The sequence below is a fragment of the Mesorhizobium sp. M2D.F.Ca.ET.226.01.1.1 genome (assembly GCF_004022705.2).
Taxonomy (GTDB): Bacteria; Pseudomonadota; Alphaproteobacteria; order Rhizobiales; family Rhizobiaceae; genus Mesorhizobium.
In genome coordinates this window covers 74,421-92,531 of the sequence record NZ_RZOY02000009.1, presented here as the reverse complement: position 1 = coordinate 92,531, position 18,111 = coordinate 74,421, and the positions used below count along the sequence as shown (strand labels likewise).

Below are 18,111 nucleotides of genomic sequence, written 5' to 3'. Positions count from 1 at the left end.
TGCCTATGGCGCCGGCGGCGCGCTGCCGCTGGTGGCATAGCCAGCTTTGCCTACATTCATGCCAGATCCGTCGCGCCGCTTGACGAGCAGCGCCCGGCACCGCTAACACGTGGCGCGCCAAAATCGGCAGCCTGCCGATCCTTTCAAGAGGGGACACCCGTGACGCGGCACAATTATCTCTTCACCTCGGAATCCGTCTCCGAGGGTCATCCCGACAAAGTCTGTGACCGTATCTCCGACGAGATCGTCGATCTGGTCTATCGCGAAGCCAAGAAGACGGGCATGGACCCGTGGAAGGTTCGCGTCGCCTGCGAAACGCTGGCCACCACCAACCGCGTCGTCATCGCCGGCGAGGTCCGCGTCCCCGACACGCTTTTGAAGAAGGACAAGGCAGGCAACATCCTGAAGGATGCTTCCGGCCACCCTGTCGTCAACCCGACCAAGTTCAAGTCGGTTGCCCGCAAGGCAATCCGCGAAATCGGTTACGAGCAGTCCGGCTTCCACTGGAAGACCGCCAAGATCGACGTGCTGCTGCACGGCCAGTCGCCCGACATCGGCCAGGGCGTCGACAATGCCGCCGACCGCCAGGGCGAGGAAGGTGCCGGCGACCAGGGCATCATGTTCGGTTACGCTTGCCGCGAGACGCCGGACCTGATGCCGGCGCCGATCTATTACAGCCACAAGATTCTCGAATTGCTGGCCGCCGCGCGCCATGAAGGCAATGGCGAGGCAGGCAAGCTCGGCCCTGACGCCAAGAGCCAGGTCACCGTGCGCTATGCCGACGGCAGGGCGGCCGAAGTCACGCAGATCGTGCTTTCCACCCAGCATCTCGATTCGAGCTGGGATTCCAAGAAGGTCCGCAAGGTCGTCGAGCCTTACATCCGCGAAGCGCTTGGCGACCTCAAGATCGCCGACGACTGCAACTGGTACATCAACCCGACCGGCAAGTTCGTTATCGGCGGGCCCGACGGCGATGCCGGCCTCACCGGCCGCAAGATCATCGTCGACACCTATGGCGGCGCAGCACCCCATGGCGGCGGCGCATTCTCCGGCAAGGACACCACCAAGGTCGACCGTTCGGCCGCCTATGCGGCGCGCTACCTTGCCAAGAATGTGGTGGCGGCCAAGCTTGCCGACCGCTGCACCATCCAGCTCTCCTACGCCATCGGCGTCGCCCAGCCGCTGTCGGTCTATGTCGACCTGCACGGCACCGGCAAGGTCGACGAATCGAAGCTCGAGGAGGCGCTGCGCAAGGTGATGGATCTGTCGCCGTCTGGTATCCGCCGGCATCTCGACCTCAACAAGCCGATCTATGCCAAGACATCGTCCTACGGCCATTTCGGCCGCAAGGCCGGTCGCGATGGGTCTTTCTCGTGGGAAAAGACCGATCTCGCCAAGGCGCTCAAGGACGCCGTCGCCGCCTGACGCCAGTTGACGCCAAGGATCGGCCGAGCCGGGCGACCGAAGGATTTTTCGGTCGCCGGCACGGCAAAACCATACGCCCGCAGCAGGCGATCGCCCTCGAAAGCGGTCTGCGCGCATACCGGCTCGACCTGACGGCGCAAGCGCCGGCTGACCTCAAGACCTTGTTCAAGGCTGAGGTTTCGGCGCTGCAGCTGGAGATCGGCTTCGGCGGCGGCGAGCATCTCCTGCACCGCGCCAAGGAAGCGCCAGAGACCGGCTTCATCGGCGTCGAGCCCTTCGTCAACGGCATGGCCAAGATGATGACGGTGCTTGCCAAGGTCCCGCTTGGCAATCTGAGAGTCTATGACGACGACGCCACGCGCCTGCTCGACTGGCTGCCGTCAGCCTCGCTTGACGGCATCGACCTGCTCTATCCCGATCCGTGGCCGAAGAAGAAGCACTGGAAGCGGCGCTTCGTCGGTGCCGCCAATCTCGGGCGCTTTGCCCGGGTGCTGAAAGCCGGAGGCAGGTTCCGCTTCGCCTCCGACATTGACAGCTACGTGAATTGGACGCTGCTTGCCTGCCGCGCTCACGGCGCCTTCGAATGGCAGGCTGGAGAGGCTGCGGATTGGCACCGGCCTTATGCGGGCTGGCCCGGCACACGCTACGAGGCCAAGGCCATCCGCGAGGGACGGCGGCCTGCTTACCTGACCTTTATCCGCAGATAGGCGGCAGCTCCCAGCTTCGTCCGCTTCAGAAGCGCTTCTTCAGGTCGCCGCCGCGTGGCTTACGTTCAGCCTCCACGCCTCTGGCCGTAACCGCAGTGCTGCCGAATGTGTTGAAGAAGTTACCGATGACGAAAAACAATCCACGGTCCATGTGATTATCTTGGCGCGCCACCGCGCGCCCCTTTTCTTTGCATCGCAACATAAATGGTGACGACATGTTAGTCCGCCAAGGTTTGCATGGCCTCTATGCCCGGCGCGCAACGCAGCTGAAGCCAGGTTCTGCGGATGATATGCGGATTGACGAACCATCTTGGTTCCACCAAGTTCATCGTGAACCAGAATGAGTAGAGACAGGATGATGAGCGCTTTCACCGTACGGCTTCCTGATGAGACTGTGGCCAAGCTCGACCGATTGGCCGAAAAGGTGGATCGCTCCCGCTCCTACGTGGCGGCCCAAGCAATCGAAGACTATGTCGCCAGGGAAGAATGGCAACTTGCCGAGATCGAAGCCGGCCTCGAGGAAGCTGACCGAGGGGAATTTGCAAGCGAGCAGGACTTGGCTGGCGTCATAGCGAAATACGTCAAACCGGCCTCCGGGCGATGAAGCGAATCCGCTGGACCGAGCGCGCCGTGCGCCGGCTCGACCAGATTGGCGCGTTCATCGAAAAGGACAGTCCAATAACCGCGGCACGGGTCGTTGCCCGTATCGTTTCTGCTGCGGACAATCTAGCTGAGCAACCCGCCATGGGGAGGGTCGGGCGGGTTAAAGGGACACGAGAGCTGGTCCTGGCTGATATCCCATACATAATTCCCTACCGTGTCGTCGGCGGTGACATTGAGATACTCACGGTGATGCACGCGGCCCAGCGATGGCCACGCCAATTGTAGACATCGTCGCAAGTCTTGCCTGAAGGCTTGAAACACCGGCGGCAATCGTCTATATGACCGTCAAATTCTTGGTCGGTATGACGAAGAGTGGGTCCACCCGGTCCCGCTCTTTTTTATTACCTGCCGGCCGGAGCGACAAAGCGACAGGAATCTGATGACTGCAGCGGCAAGCGAGGCCGACGACCGTATCATCCGCGAAAGCGGCATCGATGCGCGTATTGCGCTGATCGTACAGCCGGTGCTCAAGGCAATCGGCTTCCGTCTCGTGCGGGTGCAACTGACCGGCCAGAACGGGCTGACGCTGCAGATCATGGCCGAACGCGAAGACGGCACCATGACCGTCGAGGATTGCGAAGAGGTCAGCCGCGCGGTGTCGCCGGCGCTCGATGTCGATGATCCGATCGAAAAGGCGTATCATCTGGAAGTCTCGTCGCCCGGCATCGACCGGCCGCTGGTGCGCAAATTGGATTTCACCACCTGGACCGGCCATCTGGTCAAGCTGGAAACGTCGGTTCTCATCGGCGACCGCAAGCGCTTCAAGGGCAAGATCGCCGAGGCCGACGCCGATGGCATCCTGGTCGAGCGCGACAAGGCGGCCTATGGCGAAGAGCCGACGGTGCGCGTGCCTTTTGACGCGATTGCCGAGGCGCGGCTGGTGCTGACCGACGATCTTATCCGCGATGCCCTGTCGAAGGACAACCGGGCGCGCAAGGAAGCCAAGAAACGCCGCGGCGAAGCGCAAGACGCCGCTGAGGAAAACGAAACCGAACAGGAAAGTTGATAGCGCCGACGGGCATGTCCGAGGCGAAATCGGGAGAAAGACAATGGTTGTAAGCGCCAACAGGCTTGAACTGCTGCAGATCGCCGATGCGGTCGCGCGTGAAAAGTCGATCGACAAGTCGATCGTCATCGCCGCCATGGCCGATGCGATCCAGAAGGCGGCGCGCTCGCGTTACGGCCAGGAGACCAACATTCGCGCCGACATCAACCCGAACACCGGTGAGATGAAGCTGCAGCGGTTGATGGAAGTGGTCGAGAAGGTCGAGGACTACGCCACACAGATCGCGCTTTCCACCGCGCGCGAGCGCAACCCCGACGCCCAGCTCGGCGACTTCATCGCCGAGCAGCTGCCGCCGATGGATTTCGGCCGCATCGCCGCCCAGTCGGCTAAGCAGGTCATCGTGCAGAAGGTGCGCGAGGCCGAACGCGATCGCCAGTATGACGAATACAAGGATCGCATCGGCGAGATCGTCAACGGCACCGTCAAGCGCGTCGAATATGGCAACGTCATCGTCGATCTCGGCCGGGGCGAGGCGATCATCCGCCGCGACGAGCTGATCCCGCGCGAGAACTACAAATATGGCGACCGCGTGCGGGCCTATGTCTATGACGTGCGCCGCGAGCAGCGCGGCCCGCAGATCTTCCTGTCGCGCACCCACCCGCAGTTCATGGCCAAGCTCTTCACCATGGAAGTGCCGGAAATCTATGACGGCATTATCGAGATCAAGTCGGTTGCTCGCGATCCGGGCTCGCGCGCCAAGATCGCCGTCATCTCGCGTGACTCGTCCATCGATCCGGTCGGCGCCTGCGTCGGCATGCGCGGCAGCCGCGTCCAGGCGGTTGTCGGCGAATTGCAGGGCGAGAAGATCGACATCATTCCGTGGTCGCCTTCGGCCGCCTCCTTCATCGTCAACGCGCTGCAGCCGGCCGAGGTCGCCAAGGTGGTGCTCGACGAGGATGCCGAGCGCATCGAAGTGGTGGTGCCGGACGACCAGCTCTCGCTGGCCATCGGCCGCCGCGGCCAGAACGTGCGCCTTGCCTCGCAGCTCACCGGCTGGGATATCGACATCCTGACCGAGCAGGAAGAGAGCGAGCGCCGCCAGAAGGAATTCGTCGAGCGTTCGGCGCTGTTCATGGAAGCCCTCGACGTCGACGAAATGGTCGGCCAGGTGCTGGCCTCTGAAGGCTTCACCAGCGTCGAGGAAGTCGCCTATGTCGACTCCGGCGAGATCGCCTCGATCGACGGTTTCGACGAGGACACCGCTTCGGAAATCCAGACCCGCGCCCGCGAGTATCTGGAAAAGATCGAGGCCGAGCATGACGAAAAGCGCAAGGCGCTGGGCGTCAAGGACGAGCTGCGCGAGATCCCCGGCGTCACCACCGCCATGATGGTGACGCTCGGCGAGGACGGCGTGAAGACGATCGAGGACTTCGCCGGCTATGCCGCCGACGACCTGATCGGCTGGAAGGAACGCAAGGACGGCGAGACCAAGGTCTATCCGGGCGTGCTCGCCAGCCACGGCGTGTCGCGCGCCGATGCCGAGCAGATGGTTCTGGCAGCCCGCCTCAAGGCTGGCTGGATCAGCGAAGACGAGCTTGCAGCCGAACAAGTCGCGGCTGACGAAGCTGTTGGTGCGTGAGGTGAAACCGCATCGCACACAACCCTCCCCAGGACGAGATGAACGATCGCACTTGCATCGTTACGCGCAGGCAGGCCGAAGCGGATGAGCTGATCCGCTTCGTCGTCGGCCCCGATTCGGCCGTCGTTCCGGACATCAAGAGGAATCTGCCCGGCCGTGGTTGCTGGGTCACCGCCGATCGCCTACATATCGACAAGGCAGCGGCGAAGAACCTGTTTGCCCGTGCGTTCAAGGCACAGGTGACCGTTCCGGCCGATCTCGGCGGCATGGTCGACGGACTGCTCTCCAGATCCGCTCTGGGCATGCTTGGCCTTGCTCGCAAGGCCGGCGCCGTCGTTCTTGGCGCCGCCAAGGTTGAGGGCGCGGTGCGCGACGGGCAGGCGCTGCTTGTGCTGCATGCGACCGAGGCTTCGGACGACGGTGTCCGCAAGATCAGTCAGGCGCGGCGGGCTACCGTCCATCTCGGCGGCCCCGCCATCCTTGCCTACAAACTTTTCTCCGAGGCCGAGTTGAGCTTGGCATTGGGGGGTACAAATGTGATACATGCTGCCGTCCTCGCGCAGGACGCGGGACTGGCGGTTGAGAAGCGCGTTGTTGCGCTCGACCGATATCGGGGCGGTACCCCGAACGATCTGGCAATGCTTGCGGTCGTTGCTGACGAAGATGATGCCGCAGAGGATATGGAATGAGCGATACGAAATCGGGCGACGACAAGACGTTGAGTGTTACGCCGAAGAAGACCTTGACGCTGAAGCGCCCCGGCCTCGAGCAGGGCACCGTGCGCCAGAATTTCTCGCATGGCCGCACCAAGTCGGTCGTGGTCGAGACCAAGAAGCGCAAGTTCTCACTGCCTGGCGACAAGCCGGAGCCGGTGGCCGCTGCATCCGTCTTCACGCCGAAGCCCGCTCCCGCGCCCGTTGCCGCCGCGCCTGCCGTGCGGGAAGCGCCGAAAGCGCCGCCCCCGCCGCCCGAACGTTCCGGCATGGTCCTGAACGAACTCTCGCGCGGCGAGATGGAAGCACGCCGCAAGGCGCTGGAAGGCTCCAAGGCCCGCGAGGCGGAGGATCGCCTGCGCGCTCAGGAAGATGCCAAGCGCCGCGCCGAGGAAGAAGAACGCCGCAAGCGCGAGCGTGACGAATCCGCGCGCCGTCAGGCCGAGGAAGAAGCGCGCCTGCAGGCCGAGGCCGAGTCCCGGCGCCGCGCGGAGGAAGAGGCTCGCCGCCGCGCGCCGCAGGCAGCGGATGTTGCCACGGCTGACGACGAGGAGGAGGCCAAGCCGAGGCGTACAGGCGCCGGTGCCGGCGCGAGTGCGCCGCCGCGCCGTCTTGCGACGCCGGAAGTGGCGCGGCCGGCTAAGCCGACCAAGGGCGAGGAAGATCGCCGCCGCGGCAAGCTGACGCTGAATTCGGCGCTGTCGGATGACGATGCGCGCGGACGCTCGCTGTCGTCGATGCGTCGCCGCCAGGAAAAATTCAAACGCGCGCTCCACAATGAGCCGCGCGAGAAAGTTATGCGCGAAGTGATCCTGCCCGAAACCATCACCATCCAGGAACTGGCGCAGCGCATGTCCGAACGCGCCGTGGACGTGGTCAAGTTCTTCATGAAGCAGGGCCAGATCCTGAAGCCGGGCGACGTCATCGACGCCGACACGGCCGAGCTGGTCGCTTCCGAATTCGGCCATACGGTCCGCCGCGTCGCCGAGTCTGACATCGAGGAAGGCCTGTTTAACATCGCCGACCGCCCGGAAGACCTGGTGTCGCGTCCGCCGGTCGTGACCATCATGGGCCATGTCGACCACGGCAAGACCTCGCTGCTCGACGCCATCCGCAACGCCAATGTCGTGTCCGGCGAGGCCGGCGGCATCACCCAGCATATCGGTGCCTACCAGATCGAGAAGAACGGTCAGAAGATCACCTTCATCGACACGCCCGGCCACGCCGCCTTCACGGCCATGCGCGCCCGCGGCGCGCAGGTCACCGACATCGCCGTGCTGGTGGTGGCGGCTGACGACAGCGTGATGCCGCAGACGATCGAATCGATCAGCCACGCCAAGGCGGCCGGCGTGCCGATCATCGTGGCCATCAACAAGATCGACAAGCGCGACGCCGACCCGCAGAAGGTGCGCACCGAGCTGCTGCGCCACGAAGTGTTCGTGGAATCGATGGGCGGCGAGGTGCTGGACGTCGAGGTTTCGGCGACCAAGGGCACCAATCTCGACAAGCTGCTGGAAGCGATCCTGCTGCAGGCCGAAGTCCTCGACCTCAAGGCCAACCCCGACCGCACCGCCGAAGGCGCGGTCATCGAGGCGCAGTTGGATAAGGGCCGTGGTCCCGTCGCCACCGTGCTGGTGCAGACCGGCACGCTGATGCCGGGCGATATCATAGTCGCCGGCAACGAGTGGGGCCGTGTGCGTGCGCTCGTCAACGATCGCGGCGAGCATGTACCGGAAGCGCCGCCGGCAATGCCGGTCGAGGTGCTTGGCCTCCAGGGCACGCCGCAAGCGGGCGACCGTTTCGCCGTCGTCAACAACGAGGCGCGCGCCCGTGAGATCACCGAGTATCGTCAGCGCCTGGCGCGCGACAAGGCGGTGGCCAGGCATGCCGGTCAGCGCGGCTCGCTCGAGCAGATGATGTCGCAGTTGCAGACGAGCGGACTGAAGGAATTCCCGCTGGTCATCAAGGGTGACGTGCAGGGTTCGATCGAGGCGATCAATGCCGCCCTTGAAAAGCTCGGCAACGACGAGGTGCGTGCGCGCATCGTCCATGCCGGGGCCGGCGGCATCACCGAAAGCGATGTCTCGCTCGCCGAGACGTCCGGAGCGGCGATCATCGGCTTCAACGTCCGCGCCAATGCGCAGGCGCGTGCGGCCGCGGCAGCCGCGGGCATCGAGATTCGCTACTACTCGATCATCTACAACCTCGTCGATGACGTGAAGGCAGCCCTTTCCGGGATGCTCTCGCCGGAGCGGCGCGAAACCTTCATCGGCAATGCCGAGATCCTCGAGATCTTCGACATCTCCAAGGTCGGCAAGATCGCCGGCTGCCGTGTCACCGAAGGCAAAGTCGAGCGTGGCGCGGGCGTTCGCCTGATCCGCGACAATGTCGTCATCCACGAAGGCACGCTGAAGACGTTGAAGCGCTTCAAGGACGAGGTTTCGGAAGTGCCGGGCGGCCAGGAATGCGGCATGGCCTTCCAGAACTACGAGGACATGCGCGTCGGCGACATCATCGAGTGCTTCCGCATCGAGATGGTAACCCGGACGCTCTAAATCCGGTATACTTGCCGAAATGAAACGGGCGGCGGCCGCAAGGCTGCCGTCCACACCCGTTGTGCATGTTGAGACATGTAGCGCGGTCCCATCCCGCGCTCCACGCTTTCAGGATCGAAGAAAATGTCCCGTTCGACAACCTCAGGCCCCTCCCAGCGCATGCTGCGCGTCGGTGAGCAGGTGCGCCATGCCCTGTCCGAAACGCTGCAGCGCGGCGAGATCATCGATCCGGTGGTTGAAAACAGCGTCGTCTCGGTGTCCGAAGTGCGCATGTCGCCCGATCTGAAGATCGCCACCGCCTTCGTCTCGCCGCTCGGCACCGGCGATGCCGGCGCGGTGATCGAGGCGCTCAACAGGCATTCGAAGTTCATCCGCGGTCGTGTTTCCGGCGCACTCAGGCAAATGAAATACATGCCGGAGTTCCGCTTCCGGCTGGATACCTCCTTCGACAATTTCGCGAAGATCAATGAACTGCTGAAATCGCCCGAAGTGGCGCGCGATCTCGGTGACGGCAAGAACAACGACAAGGACGAGGAATAGGTGGCGCGTCGCGGCAAGAAGAAGGGGCGGCCGGTCTCCGGCTGGGTGGTGCTGGACAAGCCGGTCGGCATGGGCTCGACCGAGGCCGTCTCCAAGATCAAATGGCTTTTCCAGGCCGAGAAGGCCGGTCATGCCGGCACGCTCGATCCGCTGGCCTCCGGCATGCTGCCGATCGCCTTGGGCGAGGCCACCAAGACGGTTCCCTACGTGCAGGACGGCGCCAAGATTTATCGCTTCACCGTCGCCTGGGGCGAGGAGCGCTCGACCGACGATCTCGAAGGCCCGGTGATCAACAGCTCCGACCGGCGCCCGGCCGAGGCCGAGCTGCGGGCGCTGCTGCCGAAATACACTGGCGTCATCATGCAGACGCCGCCACAATTCTCGGCCATCAAGATCGCCGGCGAACGCGCCTACGATCTTGCCCGTGAAGGCGAGACGGTCGAGATACCCGCGCGGGAAATTGAGATCGGCCGTTTGGATATTATCGAGCACGGCGCCGACAAGACCATCTTCGAGGTCGAATGCGGCAAGGGCACCTATGTGCGCTCGCTGGCGCGGGACATGGGCCGCGACCTCGGGTGCTTTGGCCATATCGCCGAATTGCGCCGTGTCGAGGTCGAGCCGTTCACATCGGATGATTTTGTCACCGTCGCCGAACTCGAAGCCGCCCGTTTTGGCGACAAGACCGAAGAGAAAGCGGACGATGCCGAGACGCCAGTCGATTTCAGCGCCATCGACGCGCTGCTGGTCGAGACCGCGGCGGCGCTCGACTGCCTGCCTCAGGTCGCCGTCAGCGACGACGCGGCCACCAAGATCCGCCTCGGCAATCCCGTCATCATTCGCGGCCGCGATGCACCGGTCGAAGCCGAAGAGGCCTGTGCTACCGCGCGCGGCAGGCTCGTTGCCATCGGTGCCATCGAGCAGGGCATGTTCAAGCCCAAGCGGGTCTTTGCCGGGTGAACTCGGTCGTCTAGAGCGTTTCACCGTTTCGCGGAAACGGCGAACCGCTCTATCTCTTTGTTTTGACGCAATTCCTGACGGAAAACCGTGTCACGCTTTTCCTGGAATTGCTCTAACCTCCGGCTGAGCGCGGAAGTTCCAGGGATCTCATGGCAAAGGCTGATACAGGCAAGAAGCGGGCGCCGCTGAAAACCCGTCGGCCACCGGTCGGGGCGTCGCCCGGCACGTTGATCGCCGATCCGGGGGCGCGGCGCAGCGAGCTTCGTCTGACGCTGATCTCGCCCGAGAAATACAAGACCATCGACAATGCCTCGATCGACGATCTCAACACCCATTGCGAGAAATGGCCGGTCGTCTGGCTGGATTGCACCGGGCTTGCCAACATCCCGCTGATCGAGGAGATCGGCCGCATCTTCAATCTGCATCCGCTGGCGCTCGAGGATGTCGTCAACACCGGGCAGCGGCCCAAGGTGGACTTCTTCGAAGATCATGCTTTCGTCGTCATGCGCATGATCGACGACGTCGCCTCGCATCGCTACGAGCAGATCGCGCTGTTCTTCGGCGGGAATTTCGTCGTCACTTTCCAGGAGCGCGAAGGCGATCCGTTCGACCCCGTGCGCAAGCGCATCGCGGGCGCGATGCCGAACCGGCTGCGTTCGCGCGGCTCCGATTACCTCGCCTATGCGCTGATCGATGCCATCGTCGACAGTTATTTCCCGCCGATCGAGGCGGCGAGCGAATTGGTCGACGGCATCGAGGACGAGATGCTGAACAAGCCGCACAAGCATCAGATGCGGCAACTGCATGAATTGCGGCGCGACGCCGGCGTGCTGAAAGGCGTGCTGTGGCCGATGCGCGACACGCTGGCGACGCTGATCCGCAACGACGTGCCTTTCGTGAAGGCCGAGACCAAGATTTTCTTCAACGACACGCTCGACCATTCGCTGCGCCTGATCGAACTGGTCGAGAACCAGCGCGATATGCTCACCGGCCTGATCGAGATGCACGTCTCGCTGACCCAGGCCCGCACCAACGACGTCATCTCCTATCTGACGATCGTTTCGGTGATCTTCATGCCACTGACATTCCTGGTCGGCGTCTGGGGCATGAATTTCGATCCGGGAAGCTCACCCTGGAACATGCCAGAACTGAAAGCCTATTACGGCTATCCTCTGTCGCTGGTTTTCATGGCTCTGGTCGCCGCCGGTTTGATCGCGTTCTTCAAGTGGAAGAAATGGCTGTAGCCTTTGAAATCTCCTGTTTTCGCAGCAAGAACCTGCGACAAGCCGGCTTGACAATTGGGCTGGTGTTTTATCCGGAATTGCACTATATGCGCCGCAGCTTCGCGCCCTGACGCGTTGCTTGCACTGGCCCCTGCTGGACGACATCCCGGCTGTGGGCGTCCGGTTTCCTCCAACAGATAAGGAAAAGCACGATGTCGATCACTGCCGATCGCAAGAAGGAATTGATGACCGAATTCGCAACCGCCAAGGGCGACACCGGATCTCCGGAAGTCCAGGTTGCCATCCTTTCCGAGCGCATCAAGAACCTGACCGAGCACTTCAAGGACCACAAGAAGGATAACCATTCCCGCCGTGGCCTGCTTGCTCTGGTTTCCCAGCGCCGCAGCCTGCTTGACTACCTCAAGCGCAAGGATGACGCGCGCTACCAGACGTTGATCGACAAGCTCAGTCTGCGTCGCTGACGAATTGACCGGCGGGCTCTCCAAGGGGGCCCGCCGGTCGCGCATTGGCGCATCGGATGGTCCGGTGCCGCAATGCTGGAAAAGGAAATTCGCCTCCGCGCAGGACGCGTTCCGGAAACAGCGGTTTTCGGCGTCAAGCGCAAGGCCGGCCGACCAGCCGGCCGATCGGGTTCCGGACCGCAGAGGGCTATCCGGAGCCGCCCATGGACGGTCATGGGGCAGGATTGCAGGATGCTCGCTCGGCTCACGAGCCGGACTTTATCGAGCTTCCCGTTGTCTTGCCCGTGGCTGCCCGAAGGAAGCCAGCGAAGGGAGAACCCGCGACCGGTAAGACGGCGTGGCCCCTTCCGCATTTGAAGGACAAGATATGTTCAACCAACACAAAGTGGAAATCGAATGGGGCGGCCGTCCGCTCATCCTGGAAACCGGCAAAATCGCCCGCCAGGCTGACGGCGCTGTGCTCGCGACCTATGGCGAGACCGTGGTTCTGGCCACCGTCGTCTCGATGAAGGAGCCGAAGCCCGGCCTCGATTTCTTCCCGCTGACCGTCAACTACCAGGAAAAGACCTACGCCGCCGGCAAGATCCCGGGCGGCTACTTCAAGCGCGAGGGCCGTCCGAGCGAGAAGGAAACGCTGGTTTCCCGCCTCATCGACCGTCCGATCCGTCCGCTTTTCGCCGACGGCTACAAGAACGACACCCAGATCGTCGTCACCGTCGTCCAGCATGACCTCGAGAACGATCCGGACATCCTGTCGATCGTCGCCACCTCCGCCGCTCTGACGCTTTCCGGCGTGCCCTTCATGGGCCCGATCGGCGGCGCCCGCGTCGGCTACATCAACGGCGAATATGTGCTCAACCCGCACATCGACGAAATGGAGGAATCCAAGCTCGACCTCGTCGTCGCCGGCACCGGCGACGCCGTGCTGATGGTCGAGTCCGAGGCCAAGGAACTCTCCGAGGACCTGATGCTCGGCGCCGTCATGTTCGGCCACAAGAGCTTCCAGCCGGTGATCGAGGCGATCATCAAGCTGGCCGAGGTCGCCGCCAAGGAGCCGCGCGACTTCACCGCGCCCGACTACTCCGCGCTTGAAGCCGAGATGCTGAAGGTCGTCGGCGACGAGCTCCGCGACGCCTACAAGATCATCGACAAGCAGTCGCGCTATGCCGCGGTCGACGCCGTCAAGGCCAAGGTCAAGGCCGCCTTCGCTCCGGCCGAGGGTGAGGAAGCCAAGTACACTTCCGAGCAGATCGGTAGCGTCTTCAAGGAGCTCCAGGCCAAGGTCGTGCGCTGGAACATCCTCGACACCGGCTCGCGCATCGACGGCCGCGATCTCAAGACCGTGCGCAAGATCGTTTCGGAAGTCGGCGTCTTGCCGCGCACCCATGGTTCGGCGCTGTTCACCCGCGGCGAGACCCAGGCGCTGGTGGTTGCCACGCTGGGCACCGGCGAGGACGAGCAGTTCGTCGATTCGCTGACCGGCATGTACAAGGAGAAGTTCCTTCTCCACTACAACTTCCCGCCCTACTCGGTCGGTGAGACCGGCCGCATGGGCTCGCCGGGCCGCCGCGAAATCGGCCACGGCAAGCTTGCCTGGCGCGCCATCCATCCGATGCTGCCTTCGGCGGAGCAGTTCCCCTACACGCTGCGCATCGTCTCGGAGATCACCGAATCCAACGGCTCGTCCTCGATGGCGACCGTGTGCGGCACCTCGCTGGCGCTGATGGACGCGGGCGTTCCGCTGGCAAAGCCGGTCGCCGGCATCGCCATGGGCCTGATCAAGGAAGGCGAGCGCTTCGCGGTGCTCTCCGACATCCTCGGCGACGAGGACCATCTCGGCGACATGGACTTCAAGGTCGCCGGCACCGCCAACGGCGTCACCTCGCTGCAGATGGACATCAAGATCGATGGCATCACCGAGGAGATCATGGGCATCGCGCTTGCCCAGGCCAAGGACGGCCGCCTGCACATCCTGGGCGAGATGGCGCACGCCATCTCCGGCGCCCGCGCCGAGCTCGGCGAGTTCGCGCCGCGCATCGAGGTCATGCATATCCCGACCGACAAGATCCGTGACGTTATCGGCTCCGGCGGCAAGGTGATCCGCGAGATCGTCGAGAAGACCGGCGCCAAGATCAACATCGAGGACGACGGCACGGTCAAGATCGCTTCCGCCAACGCCAAGGAGATCGAGGCGGCGAGGAAGTGGATCCACACCATCGTCGCCGAGCCGGAAGTCGGCGAGATCTACGAAGGCACCGTCGTCAAGACGGCCGACTTCGGCGCTTTCGTCAACTTCTTCGGCCCGCGTGACGGCCTCGTCCATATCTCGCAGCTCGCCAATGAGCGCGTCGCCAAGACCTCTGACGTCGTCAAGGAAGGCGACAAGGTTTGGGTCAAGCTGATGGGCTTCGACGAACGCGGCAAGGTCCGCCTGTCGATGAAGGTCGTCGACCAGGCGACCGGCAAGGAAATCGTTCAGGACAAGAAGAAGCCAGAAGGCGAGGAAGACGCCGCCTGATCGGCTTGATCGCATAATCCAAGACGGGCGCGCCGCAAGGTCGCGCCCGTTTTGTTTCAAGGGTGGATGAATGGCCGCGGAGCCGCTGAAGACGTTGTTCTATCCTTTCGAGGCCGAGGCGCTGCCTCTGCCGCCAAAGGATGCTCGTGTTCTTTTCCTCGGCGCCGAGCCCGGCTTCCGCCTGCCCACGGGCTTCGAGGCGGGGCTGCATCTGGTGCAAGGATTCCGGCCGCATTTCCGCGCCTTGCAGGCCGCAGGCCACAATGTGACGCCGCGGGCGGAAGGGCAGGGCTATGACATGGCGCTCGTGCTCGCCGGGCGGCATCGCGGACAGAATGAGTTGCGCATCGCCGAGGCCATCGAGCGCACTGCGCCGGGCGCGCCGATCGCTGTCGCCGGCGGCAAGGACGACGGCATCGACAGCCTGCGCAAGCGGATCAACGTACTTGCGCCGCTCGAAGGCCATCTGCCGAAGCATCACGGCGTTGTCTTCTGGTTCCGGCGGGCAGGCGTGGAGGCGGCTGCGACGCTGCGCGCCGGCAACCCCGACTTGACCGTTGACGGCGGCTTCAGAACCACCCCTGGCATGTTCTCTTTCGACCGGGTCGACGCCGGCTCGAAATTGCTCGCGGCAAACCTGCCCAATGATCTGAAAGGCAACGTCGCCGATTTCTGCGCCGGCTGGGGTTACCTGGCGGCGGAGGTCCTGCAGCGCTCGCACGGTGTCACCGCGCTCGATCTCTATGAAGCGGATTTCGAAGCTCTTGAGGCGGCGAAACTGAACGTCCATGGCGCTATCGAGCCGCGCTTCTTCTGGACCGATCTTCTCACCGAGACGGTCGACCGGCGCTACGACGCGATCGTCATGAACCCGCCCTTCCACAGCGGCCGCGCGGCCGAGCCCGGCATCGGCGCCGGCATGATCCGCGCGGCGTCGAAGGCACTGAAACCGGGCGGCCGACTGTTCATGGTCGCCAATCGCCAGCTTCCCTACGAACAGATACTGGGCGCGGCCTTTGCCAGCCATGCCGAAATCGCCCGCGACAACATGTTCAAGGTGTTTTCGGCGCGCCGCTGAAATGCTTGTTGCGAGGTGCTCTACTGCACGCTGACGATGCGGGCCGGTTCGCGAGCGCCGAAGGCAGGCTGCGCTTCGCCCAACTCGACCTTGAGCGGCGCCGGCCGGCCGAACAGATAGCCTTGCACCACCTCGCAGCCGGCGGCCCTGAGCAGCGTGGCCTGGTTCTCGGTCTCGACGCCTTCCGCGATGATGCCGACGCCGAGCGCCCGTGACAGGCCGACAATGGTCGAAACGATCGCTCCGGAATTGGAGTCGGTGTCGATGCGGCTGACGAAGGACCGGTCGATCTTCAGCTTGCCGAATGAGAAGTCGATCAGGTAGCTCAAATTGGAATAGCCCGTGCCGAAATCGTCGACGGCCACGGAAATGCCCATCTTGGCAAGCTGCTCCAGGATCGCCGCGGCGCGGTCGCGGTCCTGCATCATCGCCGTCTCGGTGACCTCGAGCTCCAGCCGCGACGGCTTGATGCCGGTCGATTCCATCACTTCGCGCACGATGCCGACGAAATCCCTGGTCATGAACTGGACCGGCGAGATGTTGACGGCGACGAAGCAGTCCTGAGGCAGGTAGCGGGCGTCGCTGCAGGCCTTGCGCAGCACCCATTCGCCGATCGGATTGATCATGCCGGTTTCCTCGGCGATCGGAATGAACTCCATCGGCGGGATCATGCCGCGCTCCGGGTGCTTCCAGCGGATCAGCGCTTCGTAGCCGATGACGCGGCCGCTCGGCAGGTTGAGCTGCGGCTGATAGTGCAGACTGAAGTCGCCACGGTCGAAAGCGGTCTTCAGTTCCGACTCGATCCACTGTCGATAGTCAGCCACGCGGCCCATATCGGCGTGGAAGACGGACCAGTTGCCGACGCCGCTGGCGCGCGCGTTCTGCAGCGCCAGGTTCGAGCGCCGCAGGATCAGGACCGGGTCGACGCCGTCCTTCGGCATCGCCACGATGCCGACCGACAGGCTGACCGACTGCAGATGGCTCTGCAGCTGATAGGGCTCCATCATGTCGTTGATGAGCTTTTCGATGAGCCGCTCGATCGATCCCTTGATGTCGCGATCGGGCAATAGCACGCAGAACTCGCCGGCGCCTATGCGACCGATCTCGGCATCTTTCGGCATGTTCTCCTTCAGCCTGGTGGTGAAGGCGCGGATCAGTTCGTCGCCCTGGCTGTAGCCGATGGCGTCGTTGATCTGCTTGAAGCGGTCGATATCGATGTCGATCAGGAACACGGGTTCGCCGGTGCGGATCGTGCTGGAAGCGGCATCGGCAATCCTGCCGACCATGGCCTGGCGCGACAAAAGCCCGGTCAGCTTGTCGAAATGGGTTTCCTTAACGACATAGGCCACCGATTCATCGACGCCCGCAAAGAACGACAGCGCGGCGCCCCCAGCGGCAAGGGCGCAGAGTGCAGCAATCATGCCCGCCATCGTTTCGGCCGGTATGCCGGCCATGCCGTCACCAAAGCCGAAGCGCAGCCCCCACAAACCAAGGATGAAACTGCCCATGCCCGAGCTGGCGATGGTGATCAGCCGGAAGAGCGGTGTTCGCTTCGGGTTGCTGACTGCAGACATGCAAGGTCCCTAGGTTAGGAAACCCTATAACGGATATCTCCTTAAAATCAGTTTCCGCCAATGCCTCGAATTTTACCGGAACGCGCGTGAAGCAATTCCAGCAAAAATGCGTGGCGGTTTCCGTCCGGAATTGCACGAAAACAAAACTCAGAAGGGGCGGTTGTTCCGTGAACCGTCCCAGCACGCTTGCGAACTATTCGCGGCCGCCGTCGTTCTGCTTCAGTTCTTCCAGCGCCGGCATCGAAACAATGTGATAGCCGGAATCCACATAGTGGATCTCGCCGGTGACGCCCGATGACAGATCGGAGAGCAGGTAAAGCGCCGAACCGCCGACCTCGTCGATGGTCACGGTGCGCCTGAGCGGCGAATTGCGCTGCTGGTAGGAGAACATATGGCGAGCGTCGGAAACGCCGGAGCCGGCCAGCGTCCGCACCGGCCCAGCCGAGATGCCGTTCACCCTGATGCCGCGCGGGCCGTAGTCATTGGCAAGATAGCGCACGCTTGCCTCAAGCCCGGCCTTGGCGACGCCCATGACGTTGTAGTTGGGCATGACCCTGACCGAGCCGGCATAGGTGAGCGTGATCATCGAGCCGCCATTGCCCATAAGCGCGGCAGCGTTGCGGGCGACCTCGGTGAAGGAGTAGCAGGAGATCACCATGGTGCGCACGAAATTGTCGCGGCTGGTGTCGGCGTAGAGGCCCTTGAGCTCGTTCTTGTCGGAAAAGCCTATGGCGTGCACCACGAAATCCAACTCGCCCCAGGCCTTGCCGAGGGTCTCGAAGGTCGCGGTGACCGAAGCGCTGTCCTCGACATCGCAGGGCACGATCAACGAGGCGCCAACCTTCTCGGCCAGCGGCTTGACCCGCCGCCCGAAGGCATCGCCCTGATAGGTGAAAGCCAGCTCCGCCCCATGTTCCGAAAGCTTCTTGGCGATGCCCCAGGCAATCGAGTGGTCGTTGGCGACGCCCATGACAAGCCCGCGCTTGCCCTTCATCAACCCGTCCATAAAAGGCAATCCCTATAAAAAC

General features: G+C 63.3%; 17 protein-coding genes. 14 read left to right on the top strand and 3 right to left on the bottom strand.

Annotated features, from left to right (window positions below; translation table 11 throughout):
* Window positions 1-159: 159 nt before the first annotated feature.
* Both metK and EN869_RS21080 read left to right on the top strand, forming a co-directional pair.
* A complete protein-coding gene (gene metK / locus EN869_RS21085) occupies window positions 160-1,425 on the top strand; it encodes a methionine adenosyltransferase (protein WP_127227640.1) in 1,266 nt (421 codons plus the stop codon).
* A complete protein-coding gene (locus tag EN869_RS21080; protein ID WP_127227843.1) occupies window positions 1,422-2,132 on the top strand; it encodes a tRNA (guanosine(46)-N(7))-methyltransferase TrmB in 711 nt (236 codons plus the stop codon). The genes metK and EN869_RS21080 overlap by 4 nt, the downstream gene beginning before the upstream one ends.
* Before the next feature lie 25 nt (window positions 2,133-2,157).
* Here the strand turns inward: EN869_RS21080 and EN869_RS21075 are convergent, their stop codons facing one another.
* Entirely contained in the window at window positions 2,158-2,349 is a 192-nt protein-coding gene (locus tag EN869_RS21075) for a hypothetical protein (protein ID WP_127227639.1), read from the bottom strand.
* Window positions 2,350-2,487: 138 nt separating this feature from the next.
* Here EN869_RS21075 and EN869_RS21070 point away from each other — a divergent pair, with 138 nt between their 5' ends.
* The 12 genes from EN869_RS21070 (at window position 2,488) to EN869_RS21015 (ending at window position 15,509) form a co-directional block, all read left to right on the top strand.
* The gene (locus tag EN869_RS21070) at window positions 2,488-2,736 is read left to right on the top strand and encodes a CopG family ribbon-helix-helix protein (RefSeq protein ID WP_167498527.1); all 249 of its coding nucleotides are present in this window, start codon (window positions 2,488-2,490) and stop codon (window positions 2,734-2,736) included.
* Window positions 2,733-3,020: a type II toxin-antitoxin system RelE/ParE family toxin gene (locus EN869_RS21065; RefSeq protein ID WP_127227637.1), complete on the top strand. Its 288-nt coding sequence runs from the start codon at window positions 2,733-2,735 to the stop codon at window positions 3,018-3,020. The genes EN869_RS21070 and EN869_RS21065 overlap by 4 nt, the downstream gene beginning before the upstream one ends.
* 154 nt (window positions 3,021-3,174) lie before the next feature.
* Window positions 3,175-3,801, top strand: coding sequence for a ribosome maturation factor RimP (gene rimP, locus EN869_RS21060; protein ID WP_127227636.1), 627 nt, complete (start codon window positions 3,175-3,177; stop codon window positions 3,799-3,801).
* 43 nt (window positions 3,802-3,844) lie between these two features.
* Window positions 3,845-5,440 (top strand): transcription termination factor NusA, encoded by a 1,596-nt coding sequence (gene nusA, locus EN869_RS21055; RefSeq protein WP_127227635.1) that lies wholly within the window; start codon window positions 3,845-3,847, stop codon window positions 5,438-5,440.
* A 38-nt stretch (window positions 5,441-5,478) separates the two neighbouring features.
* A complete protein-coding gene (locus tag EN869_RS21050; RefSeq protein WP_127227634.1) occupies window positions 5,479-6,129 on the top strand; it encodes an RNA-binding protein in 651 nt (216 codons plus the stop codon).
* A complete protein-coding gene (gene infB / locus EN869_RS21045; RefSeq protein WP_127227633.1) occupies window positions 6,126-8,708 on the top strand; it encodes a translation initiation factor IF-2 in 2,583 nt (860 codons plus the stop codon). The genes EN869_RS21050 and infB overlap by 4 nt, the downstream gene beginning before the upstream one ends.
* Before the next feature lie 123 nt (window positions 8,709-8,831).
* The gene (gene rbfA / locus EN869_RS21040) at window positions 8,832-9,248 is read left to right on the top strand and encodes a 30S ribosome-binding factor RbfA (protein ID WP_127227632.1); all 417 of its coding nucleotides are present in this window, start codon (window positions 8,832-8,834) and stop codon (window positions 9,246-9,248) included.
* Window positions 9,249-10,208 carry a tRNA pseudouridine(55) synthase TruB gene (truB, locus tag EN869_RS21035; RefSeq protein ID WP_127227631.1) on the top strand — a complete coding sequence of 320 codons (960 nt, stop codon included), beginning with the start codon at window positions 9,249-9,251 and terminating at the stop codon, window positions 10,206-10,208.
* A gap of 149 nt (window positions 10,209-10,357) precedes the next feature.
* Window positions 10,358-11,452, top strand: coding sequence for a magnesium/cobalt transporter CorA (gene corA / locus EN869_RS21030; RefSeq protein ID WP_127227630.1), 1,095 nt, complete (start codon window positions 10,358-10,360; stop codon window positions 11,450-11,452).
* A 149-nt stretch (window positions 11,453-11,601) separates the two neighbouring features.
* Complete coding sequence (gene rpsO, locus EN869_RS21025; protein WP_281015747.1) at window positions 11,602-11,913, top strand: 30S ribosomal protein S15; 312 nt, start codon at window positions 11,602-11,604, stop codon at window positions 11,911-11,913.
* Between the two features lie 367 nt (window positions 11,914-12,280).
* Window positions 12,281-14,431: a polyribonucleotide nucleotidyltransferase gene (pnp, locus tag EN869_RS21020; protein ID WP_127227628.1), complete on the top strand. Its 2,151-nt coding sequence runs from the start codon at window positions 12,281-12,283 to the stop codon at window positions 14,429-14,431.
* Window positions 14,432-14,501: 70 nt separating this feature from the next.
* Window positions 14,502-15,509, top strand: coding sequence for a class I SAM-dependent methyltransferase (locus EN869_RS21015; protein ID WP_127227627.1), 1,008 nt, complete (start codon window positions 14,502-14,504; stop codon window positions 15,507-15,509).
* 20 nt (window positions 15,510-15,529) lie between these two features.
* Here EN869_RS21015 and EN869_RS21010 read toward each other — a convergent pair whose 3' ends face one another.
* Window positions 15,530-17,083, bottom strand: coding sequence for a bifunctional diguanylate cyclase/phosphodiesterase (locus EN869_RS21010; RefSeq protein ID WP_127227626.1), 1,554 nt, complete (start codon window positions 17,081-17,083; stop codon window positions 15,530-15,532).
* Between the two features lie 193 nt (window positions 17,084-17,276).
* On the bottom strand, window positions 17,277-18,089 hold the full coding sequence (gene fabI, locus EN869_RS21005) for an enoyl-ACP reductase FabI (RefSeq protein WP_127227625.1): 813 nt from the start codon (window positions 18,087-18,089) through the stop codon (window positions 17,277-17,279).
* Between the last annotated feature and the right edge of the window lie 22 nt (window positions 18,090-18,111).